This is a genomic window from Actinoplanes sp. DH11 (assembly GCF_020873875.1).
Classification (GTDB): Bacteria; Actinomycetota; Actinomycetes; order Mycobacteriales; family Micromonosporaceae; genus Actinoplanes.
In genome coordinates this window covers 1-19,850 of the sequence record NZ_JAHWGU010000042.1, presented here as the reverse complement: position 1 = coordinate 19,850, position 19,850 = coordinate 1, and the positions used below count along the sequence as shown (strand labels likewise).

Sequence of the window (19,850 nt, the reverse complement as noted above, 5' to 3'; positions counted from 1 at the left end):
CGAGGTAAATAAAGAGGAGCTCGTAGCGGCCGGACTACGTCTGTCAAATTTGGCCGTAAAGGTTAGGTCACCTAGTACGGTCACGAAAGTCGACATGACGCAGGCCGACGTAATAGCGATCGATCATCACTATGACTGGTCTATCCTGCCGCATCCTGACCAATGTTTGTTCTGGCCACAGGACGGACTTGCAATAGCGGCGGTGGTGGCCGGCCATCTCCGACGAGTAGACCATCATGCGGCCATTGTCTTGCGAACTGGAGCGCTGGACGACTTAGCAGGCATGCTGCCCCGAGAGGTACGGCAACCCGTAGTTGCGGCCCAGAACAGTATCGACTGGGTGTTCATGAAGGGCGACCCGAGCGTTGCCGATCGCTTACACAGCGTTGCCCGGGCGGTCAGTGGTCTGCAGGCATTAGTAGCAGACCCCATGCATTGGAACGAGGGTAGCAAGTGGCTGAAGCTGCCCGACACTAAGTGGGGCGAGGCGGCCCTCGCAGACGTGCAAGTGTGCCACCCGCCGGAGAATACCGTCGCCGCGTATACGGCAGGTACGGCGTGGTTGAGGTGGTTCGCCCATCGAATTCTGCCGTTTCCATCTTTCCTGCTTGCTGACGAATGGGCGGCAAATCTCCTCCGGCTGACGGTGGCTGATTTTCGGTCAATCGTTGTGTCTGAGTCACCTCTATCGGCGATGATTCGGGAGTGTCTATACGAAGGAGAGCTGTCGGAGCTCGTAGCCTCGCGGTGGTGGCGCGCTGGCCTTGACTCAATTGTGGACTTGCTGCTTCTGGATGCTCCCGCAGATCTCCCCGAAGCGGAAGCCTTGGCAGAACAAATGACAATTGTTCATGGGGGTCGGGTCACCACACTCGCGCATAACAACCCTGTAGTGGTGATCGATAGCGATTACGCTCCAGTAGATGTCACCGACGCAAGCGAATGCGTAAGATTGGCTCCAGACTTTTGGCCTTCGTTCGCTCAGGAGCCTTGGACGTCCTTCGAGGAAATGCAAGATGATCCATCGCTGAGGAAAATGGTTGCGCGGGGGGACCGACTTCGTTCGGACCGAGGTGGAATTCGATGACTGCTGAACCCGGAGCAAGTTCTCCGACGCTGGTGGCATTCGATACGGGTCCGCTACTTTGTTTCGGACACATACCAAAGGGCGTCAGGTTAGTACGAGACCGCTACTTTCGGCGCATGCGTTGGACCGAAGCCGTCATGTCCGAGGTCGCAAATCATGCTGATCGAACACGTCGCAGTCGCGATCGCGATAGCGTTGAGCTGGCTTCGGCCGCGCAGAAGTGGCACGGCCCGAATCGTGCCGCACTGGGCGACGCGCAGCGTATTGCGGACCGTGAGGAGGTAGAAAAGATGCGTAACCTGGTCCGAGCTGCATCGAGAAATCCGAGAAGTGGGGATACGGATCTTGGAGAGTCGGAAACTCTCGTCTACGCTCAACAGACGACATCAGTGGTCTTGATCGACGAGAATGCCGCTCGGTCCGTAGCGAATGATCTTGGCATCAAGGCGCATTGCACTCTGGATGTACTTATCGCGGAATATCTGGAAAATCGCCTAGCTTTGCCTGAGCTGAAGAGAATCTGGGAGCAGCTCCGAGCCTCGGGGCTAGATGGTGGGGACGTTCTTCCGTCTGATCGGGGCGCCTTACGTAGATGGCGAACTCCCGCCCCGCGGTAGCGAAATTGATATGTTGACAAGTCTTCTGCCGGTGCTTGACACGCTACCAATTTGCAGCGTTACCTCAGCACGAACATTACTTCAACGCCGTACGGCCGCATGATTTGATTCACGGCGGTAAGGTATAACAGCGTCTGTGTTAAACCCGCGCCGCCTGGGCGACTGCCATCCACGCATCTAGGCGGACGGAATCGACCTTGGCTGACTGGGCGATGTATTGCCGAATACCGGAGAACGAATATGCTTCGGTGATTCGTATAGCGAGTACGGCGGCGTCGTAGGTGTGTTCGCCTGTTACGCCGCGGGGATCGATGAACATCCAATGCTTGCCGTTGGTGATGATGTTGCCGCTGGAGGCATCACCGTGACACAAAGCTGGCGTGTGGTCGCGGGCTAGGTGGTCCAGTACTGCGAGTGCGGTTCGTCGCTCGCTCGCGGGGGCGACGGTAGTGCCAGGGCGAAGGTCAGTGAGCTGGTCGTCTTCGAGACGGTCGCGAAGCCATTCGAAGATCGACGGCATATCGGATCGAGGTGGCGGCTGGTCCCGTATCGCCGCCAGCGGCGCGAAGAGCGCTTCGGGATCGACGGTTGCCGGGTCTGCCTGACTGAGTGAGGTGCCGGGGAAGACGCGGTCCAGTACGGTCCAGGTTCCGTACTCGGTGGTCACGGCTTCGTGTAATCGGGGCGCGGCGTCTAGGTCGGCCAACGCAGCAGCGACAGCGGCTTGGTCCACTCCGCGTGGGTCGGGGCTGCTACGGAACACTAGCGGGCCATGTGGCGTGTCAACTGCGGCGACGAATCCGTACCGAGCGGGCAGGACTTCACGTGGGATGGCTCCGTATCGCTCACAGGCGGCATGGAACTCGCTGCCGACTCGTGTAGCCCAGGAGTCGGCGACATCTGGCCAGCGACGGCGGATGTTAGCCAGCACCACGGCTGGCACTGTGAGCTGAACGGTCACAGTGCGGGCCTGGCTGCGGGTTGGCGCAATGCGTCCACTAGCTCATGCATGGAGTCGATCACGGTGTCGGCTCCCGCATCGGTGAGTCGCTGGCGTTTGCCAGGCTTATTGGCGTAACCGATCGTGGGTATGCCGGCGGCTCGGCCGGCCTCGACGTCGCTCGTCGAATCACCGATGAAAAGCGCCCCGGCCTTCCCTGCGCCTGCTGTGGTGAGAGCGCGTTCGAGTAGGAACGGGTGCGGCTTGAGTAGTCGTGGGTTCATCCCGTCGGAGCGGGCAGCTACGCCGTCGACGTAGCGGTTCAATTCGTGGCGCCCGAGGTAGGCATCGATTGCGGCACTGGCGTTGTTGCTGACGATCGCGACCGTGCGGCCGGTCTCGTGGGCGGCGAGAAGCATCTCTGCGGCACCAGCGGTGGGAGCGCCCGTGGTGATAGCGGTGATCTCCGCATCGCGAAGCGCGTCGGCTATCTCACGGGTGAGGCGGTCGTCCTCCAACGCAGTGACTTCGACGAGGAGTTGCATGGGGTCAGGCGGTAGATCGGCCAACGCCTGCGGAAGCTTGCCTTCCAACCCGCGGCGGATGATGGCGCGCAGCTCGTCGGCGACTGCGGTGGCTGGATAGCCGGCGAAGACTGAGCAGATAGGGCCATCGAAGTCGACCAGCAAGCAGCGCGCGTTGCTCAGCAGGCCGGTGAGGGTCACGGAACGTACTCACGGGCGATGGTGTCCCAGATGCTGTCGAACCAGGCGCGGGACTGCTCTACGAACTGATCCCCAGCATCACCATCGTCGCCGGTGGACACGTAGTGGAACAACGGGACGTCTTTGCCAAGAACGTCGAAGATTTGGACTGCCTGTTTGTCGACGGAAACGGTGTTGCGGACGACTGGGTAGAAGCCGAAGAAGACCTCGTCGCGGTTGAGGATGTACAGCTTCGACAGGACTGTGGTGCCGTAGGCGCGGATCTCGGTGGTGGCGTTGCGGACCAGACCGAGTGTGCTCAGCTCTCCCACGGATTCGACGATGGCTTCGGTGTGCCGGCGGGCGATGCGGGCGGCACGTTCGCGGATGGCGGGGTCGTCTCCGGCTGGCTCGGCGCGTGACGGCACGATCGCGGGTAGGGCTAGGTCGGGGAGCAGGATGCGGATGGCGATCGACTCGGGGGTGAGTCGGCCGGCTCGGATCTTGTCCAAGGGTTCTTGGATGGCGCCGTGCAAGGTTTCGCTGGAGAAGCCAGCGAAGTCAATGCTGATGTGTGCCCGCTCGAACGCGGCTTCGATGTGTGGGCGCAGGCCTACCGGGCGGTCGGTCTGAGCGCGGACGAACGCGCCACTTCCCTGCCGGCTGACGATCAGGCGGTCGTCGCGCAGGATGCGGAGTGCGGACTTGACGGTTTCGCGGGCGACGCCGTACCGCTCGGCCAGCTCGTTCTGCGACGGTAGGCGCTCGCCGGGAGCGAACCGGCGCGTGAGGATCGCCGCGCGCAGCACGTTAGCGATCTGCTGGGAAGCCGGGCGGGCGTCGTCCGGTTCCAGGTCGTCAAGTTCGCGGGCTTCCACATTCACTCCACCAGCGTAAGGCCTGGCTAGCCAGGCTAGGAATATCGGTCGCAGCCTGGTTGCGTAGACGCATCCCTCCCCCGTACGGTCGACATGACTAGCCAAGCTAGCCATATCGACTCTCGGGTGGACGGTAAACGGCGGATTCAGCCGCACTTGTCATGCCTGAGTGAAGCAGGCACCGGGGCGGGTGCTGGGCTCCGCGTCCCCCGTCGCGTCCCCGCCCGCCTCGGTGCCCTTCCACGCTTTGGGAGGCTCGCTGTGCCTGAATCGAGAGGCGCCCGAGGCCAGGTCCCGCCGATCGATCCTCCGGCAGGCTGCCTCAGTCCGCTGCTGTGGCGACTGGCTCGTCGCCTGTACGCCGATCACCAGCCAGGACCGGATGGCTGGTGTCTGCTCTGCCGGCCGGCGATCGTCTATCCGTGTGTGGCGCGGCAGCTCGCCGATCAGGGCATGGCGGCTGCCATGGTTCGCCCCACCGATTCACCGCACCGCCGCAACCAAGGCGACCAGTGGTGACCGGCACCCTGACCGACCGGCATAACGCGCTCAGCGCGATCGCCGTCAGCACTCCACCCCGGCTGCCTACACCGGCGGACCGAATCGTCGGCCGGCTGCTGCGCATTCCCGCCGGCGCGTGCCGCTACCGCGGCCCCGGACTGCTGCTGCTGGTACGGCGAGTGCGCCTGGACATCTCCGACTGGTACGGCGGCCAGTGGGTGTGGCTGGAAGGCGAGGAGCTCGCGGCGACGGGGCAACGGCTGCGCTGGACGCAAGCCCTGGTGCACGTCACCGCGTGCGTGCCCGACCGACTGGTCCCGACTCAACGCGATGGGCACGGCCGGTGACGGGCCGGCCCCTGGAACCCGCTCCAGCCAAGTACGCCCACATCGCCGACTCGCTGCGATCCCGGATCAACAACGGCGTCCACCCGCCGGGGACGATGCTCCCCAGTGAAGCGCAATTGGTGCGGGAGTTCGCGGCCTCGCGGTCGACCGTGGTGCGGGCACTGGAGTATCTGCGGCAGCTCGGCTATCTGGAAGGTGTGCAGGGCAAAGGGCGGATGGTGCTCGGTACGCCAGTGCCACGACGGCCAGTGCCGCCACGCAGGGTGCACGTCGCCCTGCACGCCTCGGAGCTGGCGAACGCCACCCTGCTCGGTGCAGGCCGCGCACCCGCGTCCCCGCGGATCGCGGCGGTGCTGGAGATCGCGGTGGGAGAACTCGTGATCGCCCGGCAGCGGACGATGTTCGACTCGGAGACGGAGTGGCCGCTGCTCTCCACTGTGTACATGCCCGCGGTCGCGGCCGAAGGCACTGGATTCGGTGCTTCCGACCTGTTGCGTGAAGGCGCGCTGGATCACCTGGAACGGCGGCGGCGAATCAGGGCGGCCGACGTCGTCGAACGGATGAACCTGCGGACCGCCTTGCCGCGCGAGGCAACCTCGCTCGGGCTCGATCGCAACGCATCGACGTTGGCGAGTCTCCTCGTGGTGCGTAATGCGGCACAACAGGCTCTTTTGGTCATCGAGCAGGTCATGCCCGTGCCGCCGCATGGCATCGAAGAAGTTTTTGCTCTCGCACACGCCTAGACATGACTAGCCAAGCTAATCATCTGCTAACTTCTGTCCAACTTGGTTAGTCAAGTAATCAGGTCTTGGACGGAAGGAAGCGATCGGTGATTCCGAATTCGATCAAGGTGCCGGTTCCGTGGGACTACGTCGCCCCGCACGGCGCTCTGTGCCTCGGCGTCGAGCCGGCCACTGACTTCGACAAGCGCGGCCAGGGCGATGACCAACTGCGCGACAAGGAGACCGGCGAACGGGTCTGGCTGGTCCGCCTTCTCGACCTCGACCCGGAAGCCGGGAAGTTCGGCGGCTCCAAGGAGTTCAAGGTCAAGGTCGCGGCGCCGCACCAGCCGGTCCCGCCGGCCTCCGCGGTGCCGGGCTACCCGCCGATGGTGGAGTTCAGCGACGTGATGCTGACGCCGTACGTCGACTCGCAGAAATGCAAGGGCACCGGCAGCAAGTGCCGCGCCCGGCTGGGCTGGTCGGTCCGAGCCAGCGCAATGAGCGCCCCGCAGACGAGCCGCGCGAAGGCCGCCTGATCTGGAAGTAGCCGCGTCCGGGAGCGGGGTCAACAACCGCCAAGAAGTCACCCCCGCCCCGGGCGCTCAACCACTCCACCCACAAAAGGAGAGGGCTGCGATGCCCAAGGTATCCGACGCTGCCCGCGTCACGACCAAAGACAACACCGTTTGGCGTACGTGCACCGGCTGTTCCCGACTCAAGCCGCTGCCTGACCAGGCCGACCGCTGCGACTCCTGCGCAACCGAGAAGCCTCCGGCTGCGACCGGGAGCGGCTGGGACATCGCCTACGACTTCGCCGAACTGGTCGGCGGAATCCAGGCGTGGGCCGAGGAGATCACCGACGTCACCGACGCCGAACGCCTCGACCACATCAGGCACCTGCTCAAGACCCTTCACCCGCTCCGCAAGGACAAGGGGGTGAAGTAGCCGTGCCGCTGATCAACATCATCCGCGGCGAGACGGTCCCGGTCGCTCCGCTCAACGTCCGCACCCCGTTCGTCAAGCTTCCGATCTGGCTGGTCGTCGTCTGGGAGATCGTCAAGGCCATCGCCTGGACCGTCACCAACTACGTCCGCCACTGGTACGCCACCCTGCCGATCACCGGACTTACCTGGCTCTACCTCGCACACGGCTGGCAGGCCCTCGCACTGCTGGCCGGCGGCGTCACGGCTGCGGCGACCGGCTGGGCCTTCGCGCATCGGCCGAGTTGGCTGCGGTTCGGCTGGTGGCCGGTCCTCGCCCGTGTCCGCAGACTGCTCTACCGGCGGCGGTGGATGGCTGCGATGGTCACCGCGGGCCTGTCGATCTCCTACGACAAACGCACGATCATCCCGCAGATCCGCCGTGTGCGATGCCGGGCCGGCGGTTGCGATGAAGTCCTGGTCCGGATGGTCACCGGGCAGATCCCCGACGACTTCGCCAAGGCATCAGAGCGGCTGGCGCAGACGTTCGGAGTCCGTCAGGTCAAGGCCATCCCCGGTTCCGCCTACGGTTCCGTGGTCCTGGTCCTCATGCGCGGCGACACCCTGAGCGAGACCATCGAGCCGCTCCCGGTGCCTGCCCTGCCTGACTTCACGGCCCTGCCGATCGGTGTCCAGGAAGACGGCGGCCTCTACCGCCTGCGGCTGTTCGGCACGCAAGTCCTGATCGTCGGTGCGACCGGCTCCGGGAAGGGCTCGGCCATCTGGTCCATCGTCCGCGCCCTGGCCGGCGGGGTCGACGCTGGCCTGGTCGAGCTGTGGGGCCTCGACCCCAAAGGCGGCATGGAACTGGGCATCGGCCGACCCCTGTTCGCCAAGTTCGCCTCCCGAGACTTCGCCGAGATGGCCGCCATGCTCGAACTTGCTGCGGCCACCGCACAGGACCGGGCGGCCCGGCTGGCTGGTCGCACTCGTCAGCACGTCCCGACCGAGGACGAGCCGCTGATCGTCCTGGTCATCGACGAACTGGCGAACTTGACCGCCTACCTGACCGAACGTCAGCTCAAGGATCGGATCAAGGCCGCGCTCGGCATCGTCCTGACCCAAGGCCGTGCCGTCGGGGTGCACGTGGTCGCCGCTATCCAGGACCCGCGCAAGGAGGTCCTTCCGGCTCGCGGGCTGTTCCCGACCCGAATCGGACTGCGGCTGTCCGAGCCCGCAGAGGTCGACCTGGTCCTCGGCGACAAGATGCGCGACCGCGGCGCGCTCTGCGACCGCATTCCGCAGACCCAGCCAGGCACCGGGTTCGTGGTCCTGGAAGGCGACCCGACGCCGATGCGGGTCCGGCTGACCTACTGCGACGACGACACCGTCCGCGACATGGCCGACGACTACGGGGTGGCCGCGTGAAAGACCGGATCGAATCTCTCGCCCTGGCCGTCATCCTCACCGTCGTGGCGGTGGCGGCCGGGTGGGCGTCCTTCACCCACGTCCACGACTGGACCATGCGCCACACCCCGGCCGGCACCCCGGACGCGTTCGGCTGGGTCAACGCCGTCATCTCCGAACTCGTCCCCGTCGCGGCACTGCTGACCATCAAGCAGCGTCGCAAGGCAGATGCGTCAATCGCCTACCCGCTGTTCCTGCTCATCGCCGCCGGCACCCTGTCGCTGTCGGCGCAGCTCGCCGTCGCCCAGCCCAGCCCGTCCGGCTGGCTGCTGTCCGCCGTGCCCGCACTGGCCTTCATGGCCCTGGTCAAGCTGGTCTTCGCCAGTACACCGGCATCCGCCGCCGAGCCGACCGCCACGGAGCGGGAACCGGCTCCGGTGGTGACGGTCCCGGTCCAGCCGATCACCCGGACCAACGGGGTGCCGGTCATCGGGCAGGTGACCCGTTGACCACCGCGACCCTTCCCCGGCCCGGTTCCCGGGCGGCACGTCTGGCCCAGCCTCGGGCCGTCGATGCGCTCAAAGACCTCGCCATCGACCACGGCGTCTGCATCCGCCCGATCGCGCTGCGCCGCACTGACCTGGCCACCGGCAAGACCGAACTCGTCGACCTGCCCTGCGGCGCCACCCTGGAAGCCAAGTGTCCGCCCTGCGCCAAGAAGGCGCGGCGCCTGCGGCAGGTTCAGATCCGGGAAGGCTGGCACCGCACTGACGAACCCCAGCCCGGCCCGGCGCCGGCGACTGCTCGGCAACGGGAGCTGATCACGGCGCGGGCGCACCTCGAATTCGACCGCGCTGCTCTCGAACTCGTCCCGATGGACCCGGCCGACCGCGCGGCTGAGCTCGAACGGATCGCCACGGCCATCGATGCTGTGGAACAGGAGATCGCGGCGGAAGGACTCCGCGGCAGCATCGCCCCCGGTCGTGGACTCGGCGACCAGGACGACGATGACCAGCCCCGGCGGATCCGGTCGACCAAGCGGCGCCAGGACGTGCCCGACCTGCCGCGTCAGAAGGTCGACCCGCGGACCGTCGGCCGGACCTACGTCGGCCCGGACGGGGTCGAACACCAGCCCTCGATGTGGCTCACGCTGACCCTGGACAGCTACGGCCCGGTCCACTCCATCCACCAGGGCCGGCCCTGCTCCTGCCGCCGCCGACACGACCAGGATGATCCGCTGCTCGGCACTCCGGTCGACCCGTCTCGCTACGACTACCGCCGGGCCGCCTGGGACGCCGTCCACTTCCCCCGCCTACTCGACCGCTACTGGCAGAACCTGCGCCGCGCGGTCGGCTGGAACGTCCAGTACGCCGGCTGCGTCGAGCCGCAACGCCGGTTGGCGCCGCACGCGCACTTCGCCATCCGCGGCACCATCCCTCGGACGATGCTGGAGCTGGTCGCCAAGGCCACCTACCACCAGGTGTGGTGGCCGCCCGCCGACCAGCTCCGCTACCCGATCAACCGGCCGCCCGTCTGGGACGCCAAGACCGAGACATGGGTGGACCCGGACACCGGCCGACCGCTGCCGACGTGGGCTGAGGCGCTGGACGCGGTCGACGACGATCCGGACGCCGAGCCGGCGCACCTGGTCCGCTTCGGCGCCCAGGTCAAGGCCAAGGGCGTCGATCCCAGCTCGGCCGACGTCGAACGCACCGTCGGCTACATCACCAAGTACGTGACCAAGTCCGCGGCTGACTGCCACCAGGTCACCAGCGACCCGCAGCGTGACCACCTCGACCGGCTCTGGCACGAGCTGCGCGTAACCCCGTGCTCCGAGCGGTGCTCGAACTGGCTGCTCTACGGCGTCCAGCCGAAGAAGGCCCACGGCAGGCTCCGACCGGGCCACTGCAAGGGACGGGTGCACCAGAAGACAACTCTGGGCATCGGCGGCCGGCGAGTGCTGGTCTCCCGCGACTGGTCCGGCAAGACGTTGGCCGATCACCGCGCGGACGCTCACGCCTGGGTCAAGGCGGTCCTCGGCGTCACCGACGACCCGGAAGCCGCCGAAAAGCCGGCGGTCGCCTGGGAGATGGCGAGACACGACGACCCGGATCTACCAGCGCTCGAACATCGGCTCCTGCGAGCCATCTCCCAGCGCATCCAACGCCGCGCCGAACTCGCCGAAGCACGAAGACCCGCAGATGTCTCGGCAACCCAGGACGCACAAGTAGGAGGGGGACTTTGATAGTGGCGGACGACGACCTGATGACGGTTCTTGAGGTGCTGGACGTCTTGAAGGGGGTGTCACGGCGCACCTTCTACCGCTGGCGCGAACTCGGCACAGCCCCGACCTGCATCCGCCTGCCCAACGGTGAACTCCGCATCGTCCGCAGCGACCTCCGCGAGTGGCTCAACCGGCACCGGGAGGCGGCGTGAGATCCCAGGAAGTCCGCATCCGGTCCATCCAGGTCAACCAGCTCGCCAACCGCCGGAAGTCGTACACAGTGCGGTGGCTGTTGGCCGGCAAGCCGGAATCGAAGACGTTCGCGACCCGGGCGCTGGCCGACAACTACCGGTCCGACCTCATGCAGGCCATCAACCGTGGAGAGGCGTTCGACACCGATACCGGCCTGCCCGAATCAATGATGCCGACCGTGTCCGGGGTCAGCTGGTTGGTTTTCGTGCGGCGCTACCTCAACATGAAGTGGCCGGATGCCGCCGCGAAGTCACGTGAGAGCTTGACCGATGCACTGGCTACGGTCACGCCCGCGTTGACGGCTGACGTTCCCGGCAGGCCGGACCTCGAGCTACTTCGGCGGGCTCTCCGTGGCTACGAACTTGTTCCGGCAACGAGGACGGAGCATCGCCCGGCCGACGTAGCCAGGGCGCTGCAATGGCTGGAGCGGGCATCGCTGCCGCTGGCAGACTTGGCTCAGGCGTCGGTCGTCCGTCCGGCACTCAATGCGTTGACGGTGCGGCTCGACGGCCGAAGCGCTGCGGCCACCACCAGCCGACGCAAGCGCGCGGTCTTCTACAACGTCCTTCAGTACGCAGTCGAGCTGGAACTCCTCGCCTACAACCCGGTGGACCAACTGCGGGTGAGTTCCAACCGGACCAAGGTTTCCGTCCAGGTCGACCGGCGCGTGGTCGTCAACCCCGCCCAGGCGCGAGAGCTGCTGACGGCCGTGACCTACGTCGGCTCGCGAGGCAAGGATGGCCGACGTGGCGAGCGGCTTCGCGCCTTCTTCGCCTGCATTTACTTTGCGGGCCTGCGGCCAGGCGAAGCCACGGATCTACGTCGGAGCAACTGCAAGCTTCCGGCAACTGGCTGGGGCAGCCTGACCGTGGAACGCTCGCGGCCGGCTGCGGGCAAGCGGTACACGGACAGCGGCGAGGTCCACGACGACCGCGGGCTCAAACACCGGGGGAAGACAGAGGCGCGAGAGGTACCCATCCCGCCCGAGTTGGTGGCGATCCTGCGCGAGCACCTGGAGCGCTTCGGCACCGACGAGACCGGGCGGCTGTTCCGGAGCACGCGTGGCGGAGTGGTCTCGGCCTCGTCGTACGCCCGGGTGTGGGACATCGCTCGCTCGGTCGCGTTCCCACCCGATCGGGTCGGCACGCCTCTGGCCGGTCGTCCGTACGACCTGCGGCATGCCGGGGTGTCGCTGTGGCTCAACGCTGGAGTTCCCGCCACGGACGTCGCCGACCGCGCTGGACACTCCGTCGACGTCTTGCTCAAGGTCTACGCCAAGTGCCTCGACGGCGATCGAAAGCGGTTCAACGCCCGGATCGAGGCTGCACTCGATGCCTGAAATCCGCGGGCTGACCTGCGGAAACGTCACCAAGATCCATTGCACGTATTTTGCACGACTGGCGACAAACGGCGGCTTTCAGAGGCGTACAGCTGCACACGGCCGCACATCGACGATCTTATGTCCGCGCAGCTCAACGAACGTTTCTGGTGATCACTAGGGTGCCCCCGGTAGGAATCGAACCTACGACACACGGTTTAGGAAACCGATGCTCTATCCCCTGAGCTACGAGGGCGCGAAGGCTCATGCTACCGGACCAGCGGCTGCCCCCGAGTCACCACCACTGCCCGCCGGTGCCCAGTGCTGATCGGCGGCATCGTGGGCGGGGTGAGCCGTCGTCGCGAGCACATGAGGAGCATATGGATTCACCACCCGGCGGAACGTGACTCCGGCTGCCACCGGATGACCAGTGCTACCTCATGGTGACCAGGCGTCCCGGAGCACTTTTGGAGCAGCTGATGCCGGGGCAAGCGACGGTGCCGGCCCCGTGTATGCCGGCATGCGCTGGCCCTGATGATCGGGAGCCGTCCGCGATACGGTGCGCCTACCCTGTTTCGAGTGCCGGGTGGCGGTGCACCTTCGTGAGGTTCTCCCCGAGCGATTACCGCTGCTCGGCGCCTTGACCGAGCCGACCTATGGTCGTTCGTACGCCCGCCGCCGAGCGCGGTGTGTGTCTCGACGACGAGTTCCAGCGGTGTCGGGCCGTGCCTCGGTGCCGCGCAGACGCGGTACGCCCCGATAGGGTTCCGGCGTGCCGATCCGCTCGCTTGCCGTCATGGAGGCGTTGGACAGGTGGGCCGACTTCCCGGTTCACCGCGAACCCCGCCCCATCGTGCTCTCCGCCATCAGCACCGACGACTGGCTGCGCGCCAACCCCGGCTGGCGCGCGGACCTGACCGGCCCCGGCGTCGTCCTGCCCGCCGAGGACGATCTTCCGCCTTCGTTGCTCGCGGCCGCGCTCGCCTACTGTGAGGGCCTGCGGCTACCTCCCGGCCGACGACTGGGCCCACTCATCCGCGGCGACGGACCGTTCGGCACGGACCGCGGCGTACAACTTCTCCCGGCCTGGATGATGGTCCCGGACGGCCGCCGAAGCCCGTTCATCGCCATGGACCCTCACTTCGAGCACAACCACACCTGGTGGCCGCCAGGGCTGCGAACCACCAGCAGCCAACCTGCTTCTCTCGCGGCAGACGGCCGCACGCTGACCTTCCGCTTCGCCGCGCATCCCGGCGTCGACTACCCGGGCGCCAAAGTGCACGAGACAGCCACGGCAGTCCTCATCGAACCCGTGGGGATACGGCAACGCGACGCTTCCCTGGATTACATATATGACCGCGAGATGCTACTTCGCCTGAACGCGCCCCTCGGCAACCGCGTACTCATCTCGACCGGCCACGGCCACGGCCACGGCCATGACACCTGCGGCGCCCCAACCATGGTCATCGCATCCGGTACCGGCGGGTCTGCGGCAACGGCAGCGCGGGCACGACCCAGGCCGGATAGCGGTCGATCTCGCCGTGATGCTCGCCGACGGCGGCGAGGCCATCACCGACCTGGCAGTGCTGCGTGACCAGAAGGCCTTGTTCGGGCCGGTCGCGTCCGATGCGACCGCATGGCGACTGTTATCGCAACTCGACGCGACGATGCTGGCCGAGCTGCGGACCGCTCGAGCCCGGGCCCGCGAGATCGCCTGGGCCCAGCACGCCGACACCCGCGGCGACGTGCCGCAGCCGACAGTCGCCGGCCAACCCGTCGACGGCCTGGTCCTCGACATCGACGCCACCATCGTGATCTGCCACTCCGACAAGGAATCAGCCACCCGGACCTGGAAGAAGACGTTCGGGTTCCATCCTCTGCTGTGCTTCCTCGACAACACCGGCGAAGCCCTCGCCGGGCTGCTCCGCGAAGGCCGGGCCGGCTCCAACACCACCACCGACCACATCACCGTCCTGGACCAGGCCCTCGCCCAGATCCCCGACACCCACCGGCACGGCACCCCGATCCTGCTCCGCAGTGATGCGGCCGGATCCAGTCATGGCTTCCTCGCTCACATCCGCGGGCTGCGGGACCGGCACCTCGACATCCGGTTCAGCGTCGGCGCCGCGATCACCGAGCCGGTCCGGGCAGCGATCCGGGCCGCGACCGGCTGGGTCCCCGCCGTCGATACCGGCGGTGACCTGCGTGAACACGCCGAAGTCTGCGAGATCACCGGATCGTTCGACGCCGCCGGCTGGCCGGAAGGCACCCGGTTCCTGGTCCGCCGGGAACGCCCGCACCCCGGCGCCCAACTGTCGTTGTTCGACTCCATCGAAGGCTGGCGACACCAGGTCGTCGCCACCGACACCCCACCCGGTGGCGGCAGCATCCAGTTCCTGGAAGCCCGGCACCGGGCCCACGCCCGCGTCGAGGACCGCATCCGCTGCGGCAAGAGCACCGGCTTCGGCCGGTTCCCGTCCCGCGTGTTCGCGATCAACCAGACCTGGCTGCAACTCGCGTTGACCGGCATCGACCTGCTCGCCTGGACCCAGGCCCTGCTCCTGGACGGCGATCTGGCCACCGCCGAGCCGAAGAAGCTGCGGTACCGGCTGCTGCACGTCGCGGCCCGGATCACCCGCACCGCCCGCCGGACCCGCCTGGCCATCGCCGCGAACTGGCCTTGGACCGATTCCCTGACCAGCGCCTTCAGCAAGCTTATGGCGTTGCCTCGGCCCACCGGCTAACCCGCAAACTCACGCTTCGACCAGCAGCACGGAGGAACCCGGCCCCGCGCCGGGCTCTCGGCATGCCACCAAAACGCCATCAGCCACGCGAACCGCATTCATCGAACACCGACTATGGACCGACGTCCAAGTGAAAGACCGAGGCTAGTACGGCAGCGGTCGAGGCTACGAAGAAGACCGGTAACCCCATACAGAAGCGCGCTCAAGGGGAGGCTAACCCAAAGGCGACGGCCAGTCGTGGTGGTGGCGGAGGCGGGAAGAGTGCCACTGCAAGCGCAGGAAGCCGCAGCAATGGTGGCGTCAACCCCGACCCCGAAGGGGGCCGCTACGCAAAGTACGAGGACGCTGGCACGACTGCGCACGGAAGCTATAAGGCACCTGACCTACCGAACCTCCGGGACGTTGTGAACCCCGGCGGAGGGCAGACCAACTGCGGTCTGGTCGCTTGTCAGGTGGACATTGCCCTTGGGGGTGGAACCCCTCAAGCCGCGGACCCTCACGGGCTGCCGATGACAGCTAGCCAGGTCCAGGCTATGGCTGGTGGAGGCCCATGGGTTGACACCAGTGGCCTAAGTAACGTGGTTCGCCGGGTCCGTGACTGGGGGCATGGCTCTCGCGGTATCGTGATGGGCTTACCGGTAGCCGGGATAGGACACTTCTTCAACGTCGTCAACGACCGGGGTGCAGTGGTGTTCATCGATGGCCAGCAGGGTCAGGCTGGGCCTGACTCTATACAGTGGCGGTACTACAAGCTGATGAAAACGAGATGAATGTGTTGAGTAACGAAGATGCCTTGGTTCGTGCGCAGAGCTTTCTCTCGCAACAGGGCGAACAATGGGCTCGCGAATTTCGGCTAATGCCCGAAACCTCATTCGTGCATGAAGGTGTTTTCGTCATACAGTTCGACAGTGCCAAATTCCTGGAAACGGGTAACTCTGACGACCGTTTGGGCGGGAACATGCCCATCAAAGTTGATCTTTCTGACGGTAGTTGTAGCTTCTCGACGCTCAAAGAGGTGTATAGCTTTCGCCAGTTGGGCTTGATTGAAGGGTGAACCGTTGCGGGTGCCGAGAATGTCATCCGTGCTGGTCAAGCGGCATGCTCGTATTCGTGGAGGAGTCCGCCGAGTCGGTCGTGTCGGCGGATGCGTAGACGTGCGAGGGCCGCTGGTTCGGTGATCGGTTCGGGCAGCGGCCGCAGTGGTCGGGCGTTGGCCATGCCTCGGTGAAGCCGGTGTTGATTGTGGTGGTGTTCGTACTCGCGTAAGAGGGCGTCTGATCCTCTAAGGGGATAGTTCACGTTTGCGCACGTCATCGGACGCTTGCGGGATTACCGAACGCTGCCGCGTGCCCGGTGGGCGTTGATCGAGCCCGTGCTGGTGCAGTGGCGTGAGGCCCGGCGGGGCCTAGGGATCAAGCCGCCGGTGCACGATCTGCGGGAGATCGTCAACGCGATCTTGTACGTAGCGAGGACCGGCATGGCGTGGGAGTGCCTACCGCACGACTTCCCCCCAGCGAAAACCGTCTATGACTACTACGCCAAGTGGGAGATCGACGGCACAACGGCTCGCATCCACGATCTTCTGCGGTCTCGGGTGCGCGAGACGATGGGCCGAGATGCTGAGCCGAGCGCGGCGGTGCTCGACGCCCAGAGCGTCAAAACGTCTTGCAACGTAAGGGAATCCGAGCAGGGCATCGACGCGGCGAAGAAGATCAAAGGACGGAAACGGCACATCGCCACCGACACCCTCGGACTACTGCTGGCGGTAGTGGTCACGGCGGCGTCGGTATCCGACTCCGCCGCCGGCAAGGGCCTGCTGAACACGCTGGCCGCCGAGCATCCGACGGTGAGCAAGGTCTGGGTCGACGGCGGCTACCAGAACACGGTGCTGCGCCACGGGGCAGGACTCGGCATCGACGTCGAGGTGGTGCCACGCCGTGCCGAGAAGGGATTTCATGTCCTTCCACGTCGATGGGTGGTCGAGCGGACGTTTGGATGGCTGATGCAGCACCGACGCCTGGTCCGCGACTACGAGGCACTCCCGCAGCGTTCGGCGGCGATGGTCCGATGGGCGATGTCTAACACGATCATGCTCAGACTGACCGGAGAATCCACCCAAACCTGGCGCTGAGTAACTCGTATTTCGTTGCTAACGGACATGTCGGGATCAGACGCCCTCTTAGCGCTAGGTTGCTCAGAACTGTGGATAAGGCTACGGGCCGCGACGATCGCGTCCGTCTCGCTCGTCGGGGTCGCGGACCGTGTGATGGTTGCGTGCCTGGTGGCCGCCGACACGGAACAGAGCAGTCGCTGCTGGACGCAGCTTTGCAGGCCGGGTACCTCTTGCAGGCAGCGGGTGGGATCACTGGCCAGGCAGCGCGACAACAGCGCCTGGTCGACGCCGTTCACAACGCCGCTGCGGGGAAGGAAGTTCGTAGCTGGGCTCTGGTCGAGGAGTGATACCGCAGTGGTGGGCTTACTGATCTTGGTAGTCTCGACAGTCGTCTTCGCTTCGGTCTGGGTACGGGCCGTGGTAAGACACCAAGGCGGCTGGTTGTTGCCAGCGCCGCTGGAGAAGTCCTCCCAGATCGGGAACATGCCGCATTCCTTGTTATTGCCCAGCGCCGTCTGCGCCAGGTCGGGTTTGACCCTAACTCCGGCCGCATTCGTCGTCTGGACGCGGAACTCATACGGCTGGGACTGGGTGAGCGCATCGATGTAGCGGCTCTGGAGGCCGGTGGTGACAAAATCGGCGCGGCCGCCTGACTGCCGTTTGGTCGTCGCGACGTAGTTAAAGTCGTAGAACAGGTCCCACTGACCGGCCGTGGACGATGCCATCATCATGTAGGTGTGCTGAGCACCGTCTGCGACGTTCGATCCATTGGGACTGCCGACCGGATCCACGAATGGCAAGGCGTGGTATTCCTCCACGTTTTGACCAAGCTCCTGCCAGTAGGCGTTGTAGCTGACTGCGCCAGCCGATATTGGCGCCCGCACCGCACGCCACCCCATTTGAACCTCACCGCTGTAGCCGTTACTCGCATTGATTACGTCGACATTGATTCGGCTGCGCAGTTCATTGCTGTCAGCAGTCGCCGCTAGTGGATGACGTCATAATTGATACTTCCCGCAGGCTGATGAGGTCAGCCGTCGGCGTCAATTCCACGCTGCTGACTTCCGCCGCCTTATCTGAGGCAGCTCGTCCAATCGAGACAGCACCGGCTTGCTTACTCCCTTGACAGGGGTCGGGCATCAGGACGCGATTTGTCTGATACACCTCTCCACCTGCAGGAATGCGCTCCATCACGAGACCCTTGCCGGTGCCACGAACTGAGCCCGGCACGTTACTGATGTTGGTGTAAACCTCTCCAGCAAAGCCGGTACTGGTGACAAGGTCAATCGTCGCTTCATTACGTGTGACTTCAACTGCCGTCACACGTCCGACCAGTCCGTCGGCAACAACGACGAGTTGACCCGGCCGAACTCCGTTGCTCTTCGGGTATGCCACGACTATCTGTTGACTGGTCCTGCTGACCACCTGAGCAGGCACGGCCCGTGCGTCGCCATCAACTCCGCCCTCCCCAGGAACCTCGAACACCTTCGTCGCGCTGGCGAAAGGTCGCTTCGGCTTGATGAACCCGGCAATCGTCGTCGTCTGCGGAGTCGCAGCGATCGGGAATCGCTTTATGACAAGGCGGCTGGTAGGCCCGTCAGGGGTTTGTGTCATCTCATCATCGACCGCGGTACTCGACACTCGCAGCGCCGTCACGCCCGGCATGGCGATGGCGATGGCATAGGTGCCCCAGGAATCCTTGCTAAGGTCGCCGGCGGCTCCGGTCAGCCGGGGACTGACCAGACTGATCACCTGGGTCTTCACTGGGTCGGGCGCCGGCCGATCAACCCGCACCCGCAATGCGTCCCCCGCTTCGGAATCTCCGGTGAAGAAAGCCAACCGCGCGGCGCCCTGCTGGTCGTACCCCTGCAAGACGACCACCGCCGAGCGCAAGCGCGGATGCTGCGTTGCCACCAGGGCCCGCACGGCAGTATGCGGACCTGCCGAGTTGGTACGGTCCCAGACGTCAGTAGCCTCACGGACCAGGCCGGCGTCTACGTCGCCAACAGGAGACCAGCCCAGGAATGGCCCGTCCGGAGACACTGCCGCGAGTTGCGGTGCGGGCCCGATGCCGACCACCTGAAACATCGTCACCAGCACTGCCACACACACCGCGGCCGCTGTTCCGGTGACGAAGTGGCGTCGGCCACGAATCCGACGGGCCCGCCGCATGACTCGGTCCTCGTAGCCCTCCGCGGGCTGGACGGGCTCGGCCAGCTCGACCAGGCTGGCGCGCAACTCTGTCTGACTATGCATATCGCACCTCGTGTTCCGCCGCAGCGTCAGTCTCAACCCACCGCTGTCGCAGGGTCTGCAGGCCCCTTGACGAGAGGCTCTTGACCGTTCCCACCGAACAGCCCAGCGCGTGCGCCGTGTCCTGCTCGGAAAGGTCCTCATAGAAGCGCAAGACAACCGCTGCACGCTGACGCGCCGGTAGCCCGTCCAACGCCCGTCGCAGCCAATCCCGCTGCTCCACGCCTGCGTACTCGTCAGGCGCCCGGCTCTCCACCAGCCGGCCGAAGGGCTGCTCCCACCACGACCGCCGCCGCCGTGACGTCACGAATGTGTTGACCAGCACCCGCTGGACGTAGTGATCGATGCTCTCGGAGCGCTGCAGCCGAGGCCATGCCGCCACTGTCTTGGCCAACGTTGCCTGCACCAGGTCTTCGGCTTTGCCATGATCACCGCACAACAGGAAGGCGGTACGGAGCAGCGGTCCGTACCGCGCCCGGACGAAGGCGGTGACCTCCTCATCCCTGCGATCGCGCATCGGCCCCCGTACCTTCGGTCTCAATGTCACGGGTACCACTTACGCTTTGGAGCCGAGCAAAGGTTGCCGTACACCAAAACTTTCTGTCAGTCGATGATCTACATCGCCTGCCGGGGCCTGCGGAGTGCGGCGCTGAACAGCTCAGCTGTCCATGCGTCGCTGAGCCCCTGCAGTCGGCCCCTGTCGCCGCTTCCTGAAGAGTGACCCCGTAGGGATCCGGGAAAGTTGACCCCCTTCCTCCTTGATCTTGGAAGGGGTGTTGAAGGTGGAGGACTGGGCTGAGATCCGTCGGCTGCATCGGGCCGA

Annotated in this window: 20 protein-coding genes, 1 tRNA gene and 1 pseudogene; 15 read left to right on the top strand and 7 right to left on the bottom strand. The window is 65.6% G+C overall.

Annotation, left to right across the window (positions count from 1 at the left end):
• Nucleotides 1-94: 94 nt before the first annotated feature.
• Complete coding sequence (locus LPA41_RS37630) at nt 95-1,087, top strand: hypothetical protein (RefSeq protein WP_229076064.1); 993 nt, start codon at nt 95-97, stop codon at nt 1,085-1,087.
• Between the two features lie 756 nt (nt 1,088-1,843).
• Here the strand turns inward: LPA41_RS37630 and LPA41_RS37625 are convergent.
• Genes LPA41_RS37625 through LPA41_RS37615 form a run of 3 tightly spaced genes read right to left on the bottom strand, consistent with a single transcriptional unit; the run spans nt 1,844 to nt 4,232 of the window.
• The gene (locus LPA41_RS37625; RefSeq protein ID WP_308036665.1) at nt 1,844-2,635 is read right to left on the bottom strand and encodes a phosphotransferase; all 792 of its coding nucleotides are present in this window, start codon (nt 2,633-2,635) and stop codon (nt 1,844-1,846) included.
• A gap of 26 nt (nt 2,636-2,661) precedes the next feature.
• On the bottom strand, nt 2,662-3,369 hold the full coding sequence (locus tag LPA41_RS37620; protein ID WP_229076062.1) for an HAD family hydrolase: 708 nt from the start codon (nt 3,367-3,369) through the stop codon (nt 2,662-2,664).
• A complete protein-coding gene (locus tag LPA41_RS37615; protein ID WP_229076061.1) occupies nt 3,366-4,232 on the bottom strand; it encodes a GntR family transcriptional regulator in 867 nt (288 codons plus the stop codon). Before LPA41_RS37615 ends, LPA41_RS37620 begins: the two co-directional genes overlap by 4 nt.
• A 509-nt stretch (nt 4,233-4,741) precedes the next feature.
• Between LPA41_RS37615 and LPA41_RS43140 the strand changes: the two genes are divergently transcribed.
• From LPA41_RS43140 to LPA41_RS37570, 9 genes are all read left to right on the top strand, one after another.
• Nucleotides 4,742-5,074, top strand: coding sequence for a hypothetical protein (locus LPA41_RS43140; RefSeq protein WP_229076060.1), 333 nt, complete (start codon nt 4,742-4,744; stop codon nt 5,072-5,074).
• On the top strand, nt 5,071-5,817 hold the full coding sequence (locus LPA41_RS37605; protein WP_229076059.1) for a GntR family transcriptional regulator: 747 nt from the start codon (nt 5,071-5,073) through the stop codon (nt 5,815-5,817). Before LPA41_RS43140 ends, LPA41_RS37605 begins: the two co-directional genes overlap by 4 nt.
• An 86-nt stretch (nt 5,818-5,903) precedes the next feature.
• A complete protein-coding gene (locus LPA41_RS37600; RefSeq protein WP_229076058.1) occupies nt 5,904-6,332 on the top strand; it encodes a hypothetical protein in 429 nt (142 codons plus the stop codon).
• A 100-nt stretch (nt 6,333-6,432) separates the two neighbouring features.
• Nucleotides 6,433-6,741, top strand: a complete 309-nt coding sequence (locus LPA41_RS37595) for a hypothetical protein (RefSeq protein WP_229076057.1) — start codon at nt 6,433-6,435, stop codon at nt 6,739-6,741.
• A gap of 2 nt (nt 6,742-6,743) precedes the next feature.
• Nucleotides 6,744-8,144, top strand: a complete 1,401-nt coding sequence (locus LPA41_RS37590) for an FtsK/SpoIIIE domain-containing protein (RefSeq protein ID WP_229076056.1) — start codon at nt 6,744-6,746, stop codon at nt 8,142-8,144.
• Entirely contained in the window at nt 8,141-8,632 is a 492-nt protein-coding gene (locus LPA41_RS37585) for a hypothetical protein (protein WP_374238267.1), read from the top strand. Before LPA41_RS37590 ends, LPA41_RS37585 begins: the two co-directional genes overlap by 4 nt.
• On the top strand, nt 8,629-10,368 hold the full coding sequence (locus LPA41_RS37580; RefSeq protein ID WP_229076055.1) for a replication initiator: 1,740 nt from the start codon (nt 8,629-8,631) through the stop codon (nt 10,366-10,368). The genes LPA41_RS37585 and LPA41_RS37580 overlap by 4 nt, the downstream gene beginning before the upstream one ends.
• 2 nt (nt 10,369-10,370) lie before the next feature.
• The gene (locus LPA41_RS37575; RefSeq protein WP_374238266.1) at nt 10,371-10,559 is read left to right on the top strand and encodes a helix-turn-helix transcriptional regulator; all 189 of its coding nucleotides are present in this window, start codon (nt 10,371-10,373) and stop codon (nt 10,557-10,559) included.
• Complete coding sequence (locus LPA41_RS37570; protein WP_229076054.1) at nt 10,556-11,938, top strand: tyrosine-type recombinase/integrase; 1,383 nt, start codon at nt 10,556-10,558, stop codon at nt 11,936-11,938. The genes LPA41_RS37575 and LPA41_RS37570 overlap by 4 nt, the downstream gene beginning before the upstream one ends.
• Nucleotides 11,939-12,100: 162 nt before the next feature.
• Here the strand turns inward: LPA41_RS37570 and LPA41_RS37565 are convergent.
• Nucleotides 12,101-12,173: transfer RNA gene (locus LPA41_RS37565), tRNA-Arg, on the bottom strand.
• Nucleotides 12,174-12,689: 516 nt separating this feature from the next.
• On the opposite strand from LPA41_RS37565, the gene LPA41_RS37560 reads away from it, so the two are divergent.
• The 5 genes and pseudogenes from LPA41_RS37560 (at nt 12,690) to LPA41_RS37545 (ending at nt 16,792) form a co-directional block, all read left to right on the top strand.
• The gene (locus LPA41_RS37560; RefSeq protein WP_229076053.1) at nt 12,690-13,511 is read left to right on the top strand and encodes a hypothetical protein; all 822 of its coding nucleotides are present in this window, start codon (nt 12,690-12,692) and stop codon (nt 13,509-13,511) included.
• Nucleotides 13,399-14,661, top strand: a pseudogene (locus LPA41_RS37555) (IS1380 family transposase); the annotation flags it as partial. The gene LPA41_RS37560 and the pseudogene LPA41_RS37555, both read left to right, overlap by 113 nt.
• 404 nt (nt 14,662-15,065) lie before the next feature.
• The gene (locus LPA41_RS43460; protein WP_374238265.1) at nt 15,066-15,431 is read left to right on the top strand and encodes a toxin glutamine deamidase domain-containing protein; all 366 of its coding nucleotides are present in this window, start codon (nt 15,066-15,068) and stop codon (nt 15,429-15,431) included.
• Nucleotides 15,398-15,715: a hypothetical protein gene (locus LPA41_RS37550; RefSeq protein WP_229076052.1), complete on the top strand. Its 318-nt coding sequence runs from the start codon at nt 15,398-15,400 to the stop codon at nt 15,713-15,715. The genes LPA41_RS43460 and LPA41_RS37550 overlap by 34 nt, the downstream gene beginning before the upstream one ends.
• Nucleotides 15,716-15,973: 258 nt before the next feature.
• The gene (locus LPA41_RS37545) at nt 15,974-16,792 is read left to right on the top strand and encodes an IS5 family transposase (RefSeq protein ID WP_229076104.1); all 819 of its coding nucleotides are present in this window, start codon (nt 15,974-15,976) and stop codon (nt 16,790-16,792) included.
• Here LPA41_RS37545 and LPA41_RS37540 read toward each other — a convergent pair.
• The 3 genes from LPA41_RS37540 to LPA41_RS37530 form a co-directional block, all read right to left on the bottom strand.
• Complete coding sequence (locus tag LPA41_RS37540) at nt 16,690-17,592, bottom strand: hypothetical protein (RefSeq protein WP_229076051.1); 903 nt, start codon at nt 17,590-17,592, stop codon at nt 16,690-16,692. The genes LPA41_RS37545 and LPA41_RS37540 overlap by 103 nt on opposite strands.
• A gap of 154 nt (nt 17,593-17,746) precedes the next feature.
• Nucleotides 17,747-19,030 carry a rod shape-determining protein MreC gene (locus LPA41_RS37535; protein ID WP_229076050.1) on the bottom strand — a complete coding sequence of 428 codons (1,284 nt, stop codon included), beginning with the start codon at nt 19,028-19,030 and terminating at the stop codon, nt 17,747-17,749.
• Entirely contained in the window at nt 19,023-19,544 is a 522-nt protein-coding gene (locus LPA41_RS37530) for a SigE family RNA polymerase sigma factor (RefSeq protein ID WP_229076049.1), read from the bottom strand. Before LPA41_RS37530 ends, LPA41_RS37535 begins: the two co-directional genes overlap by 8 nt.
• Nucleotides 19,545-19,850: the final 306 nt, after the last annotated feature.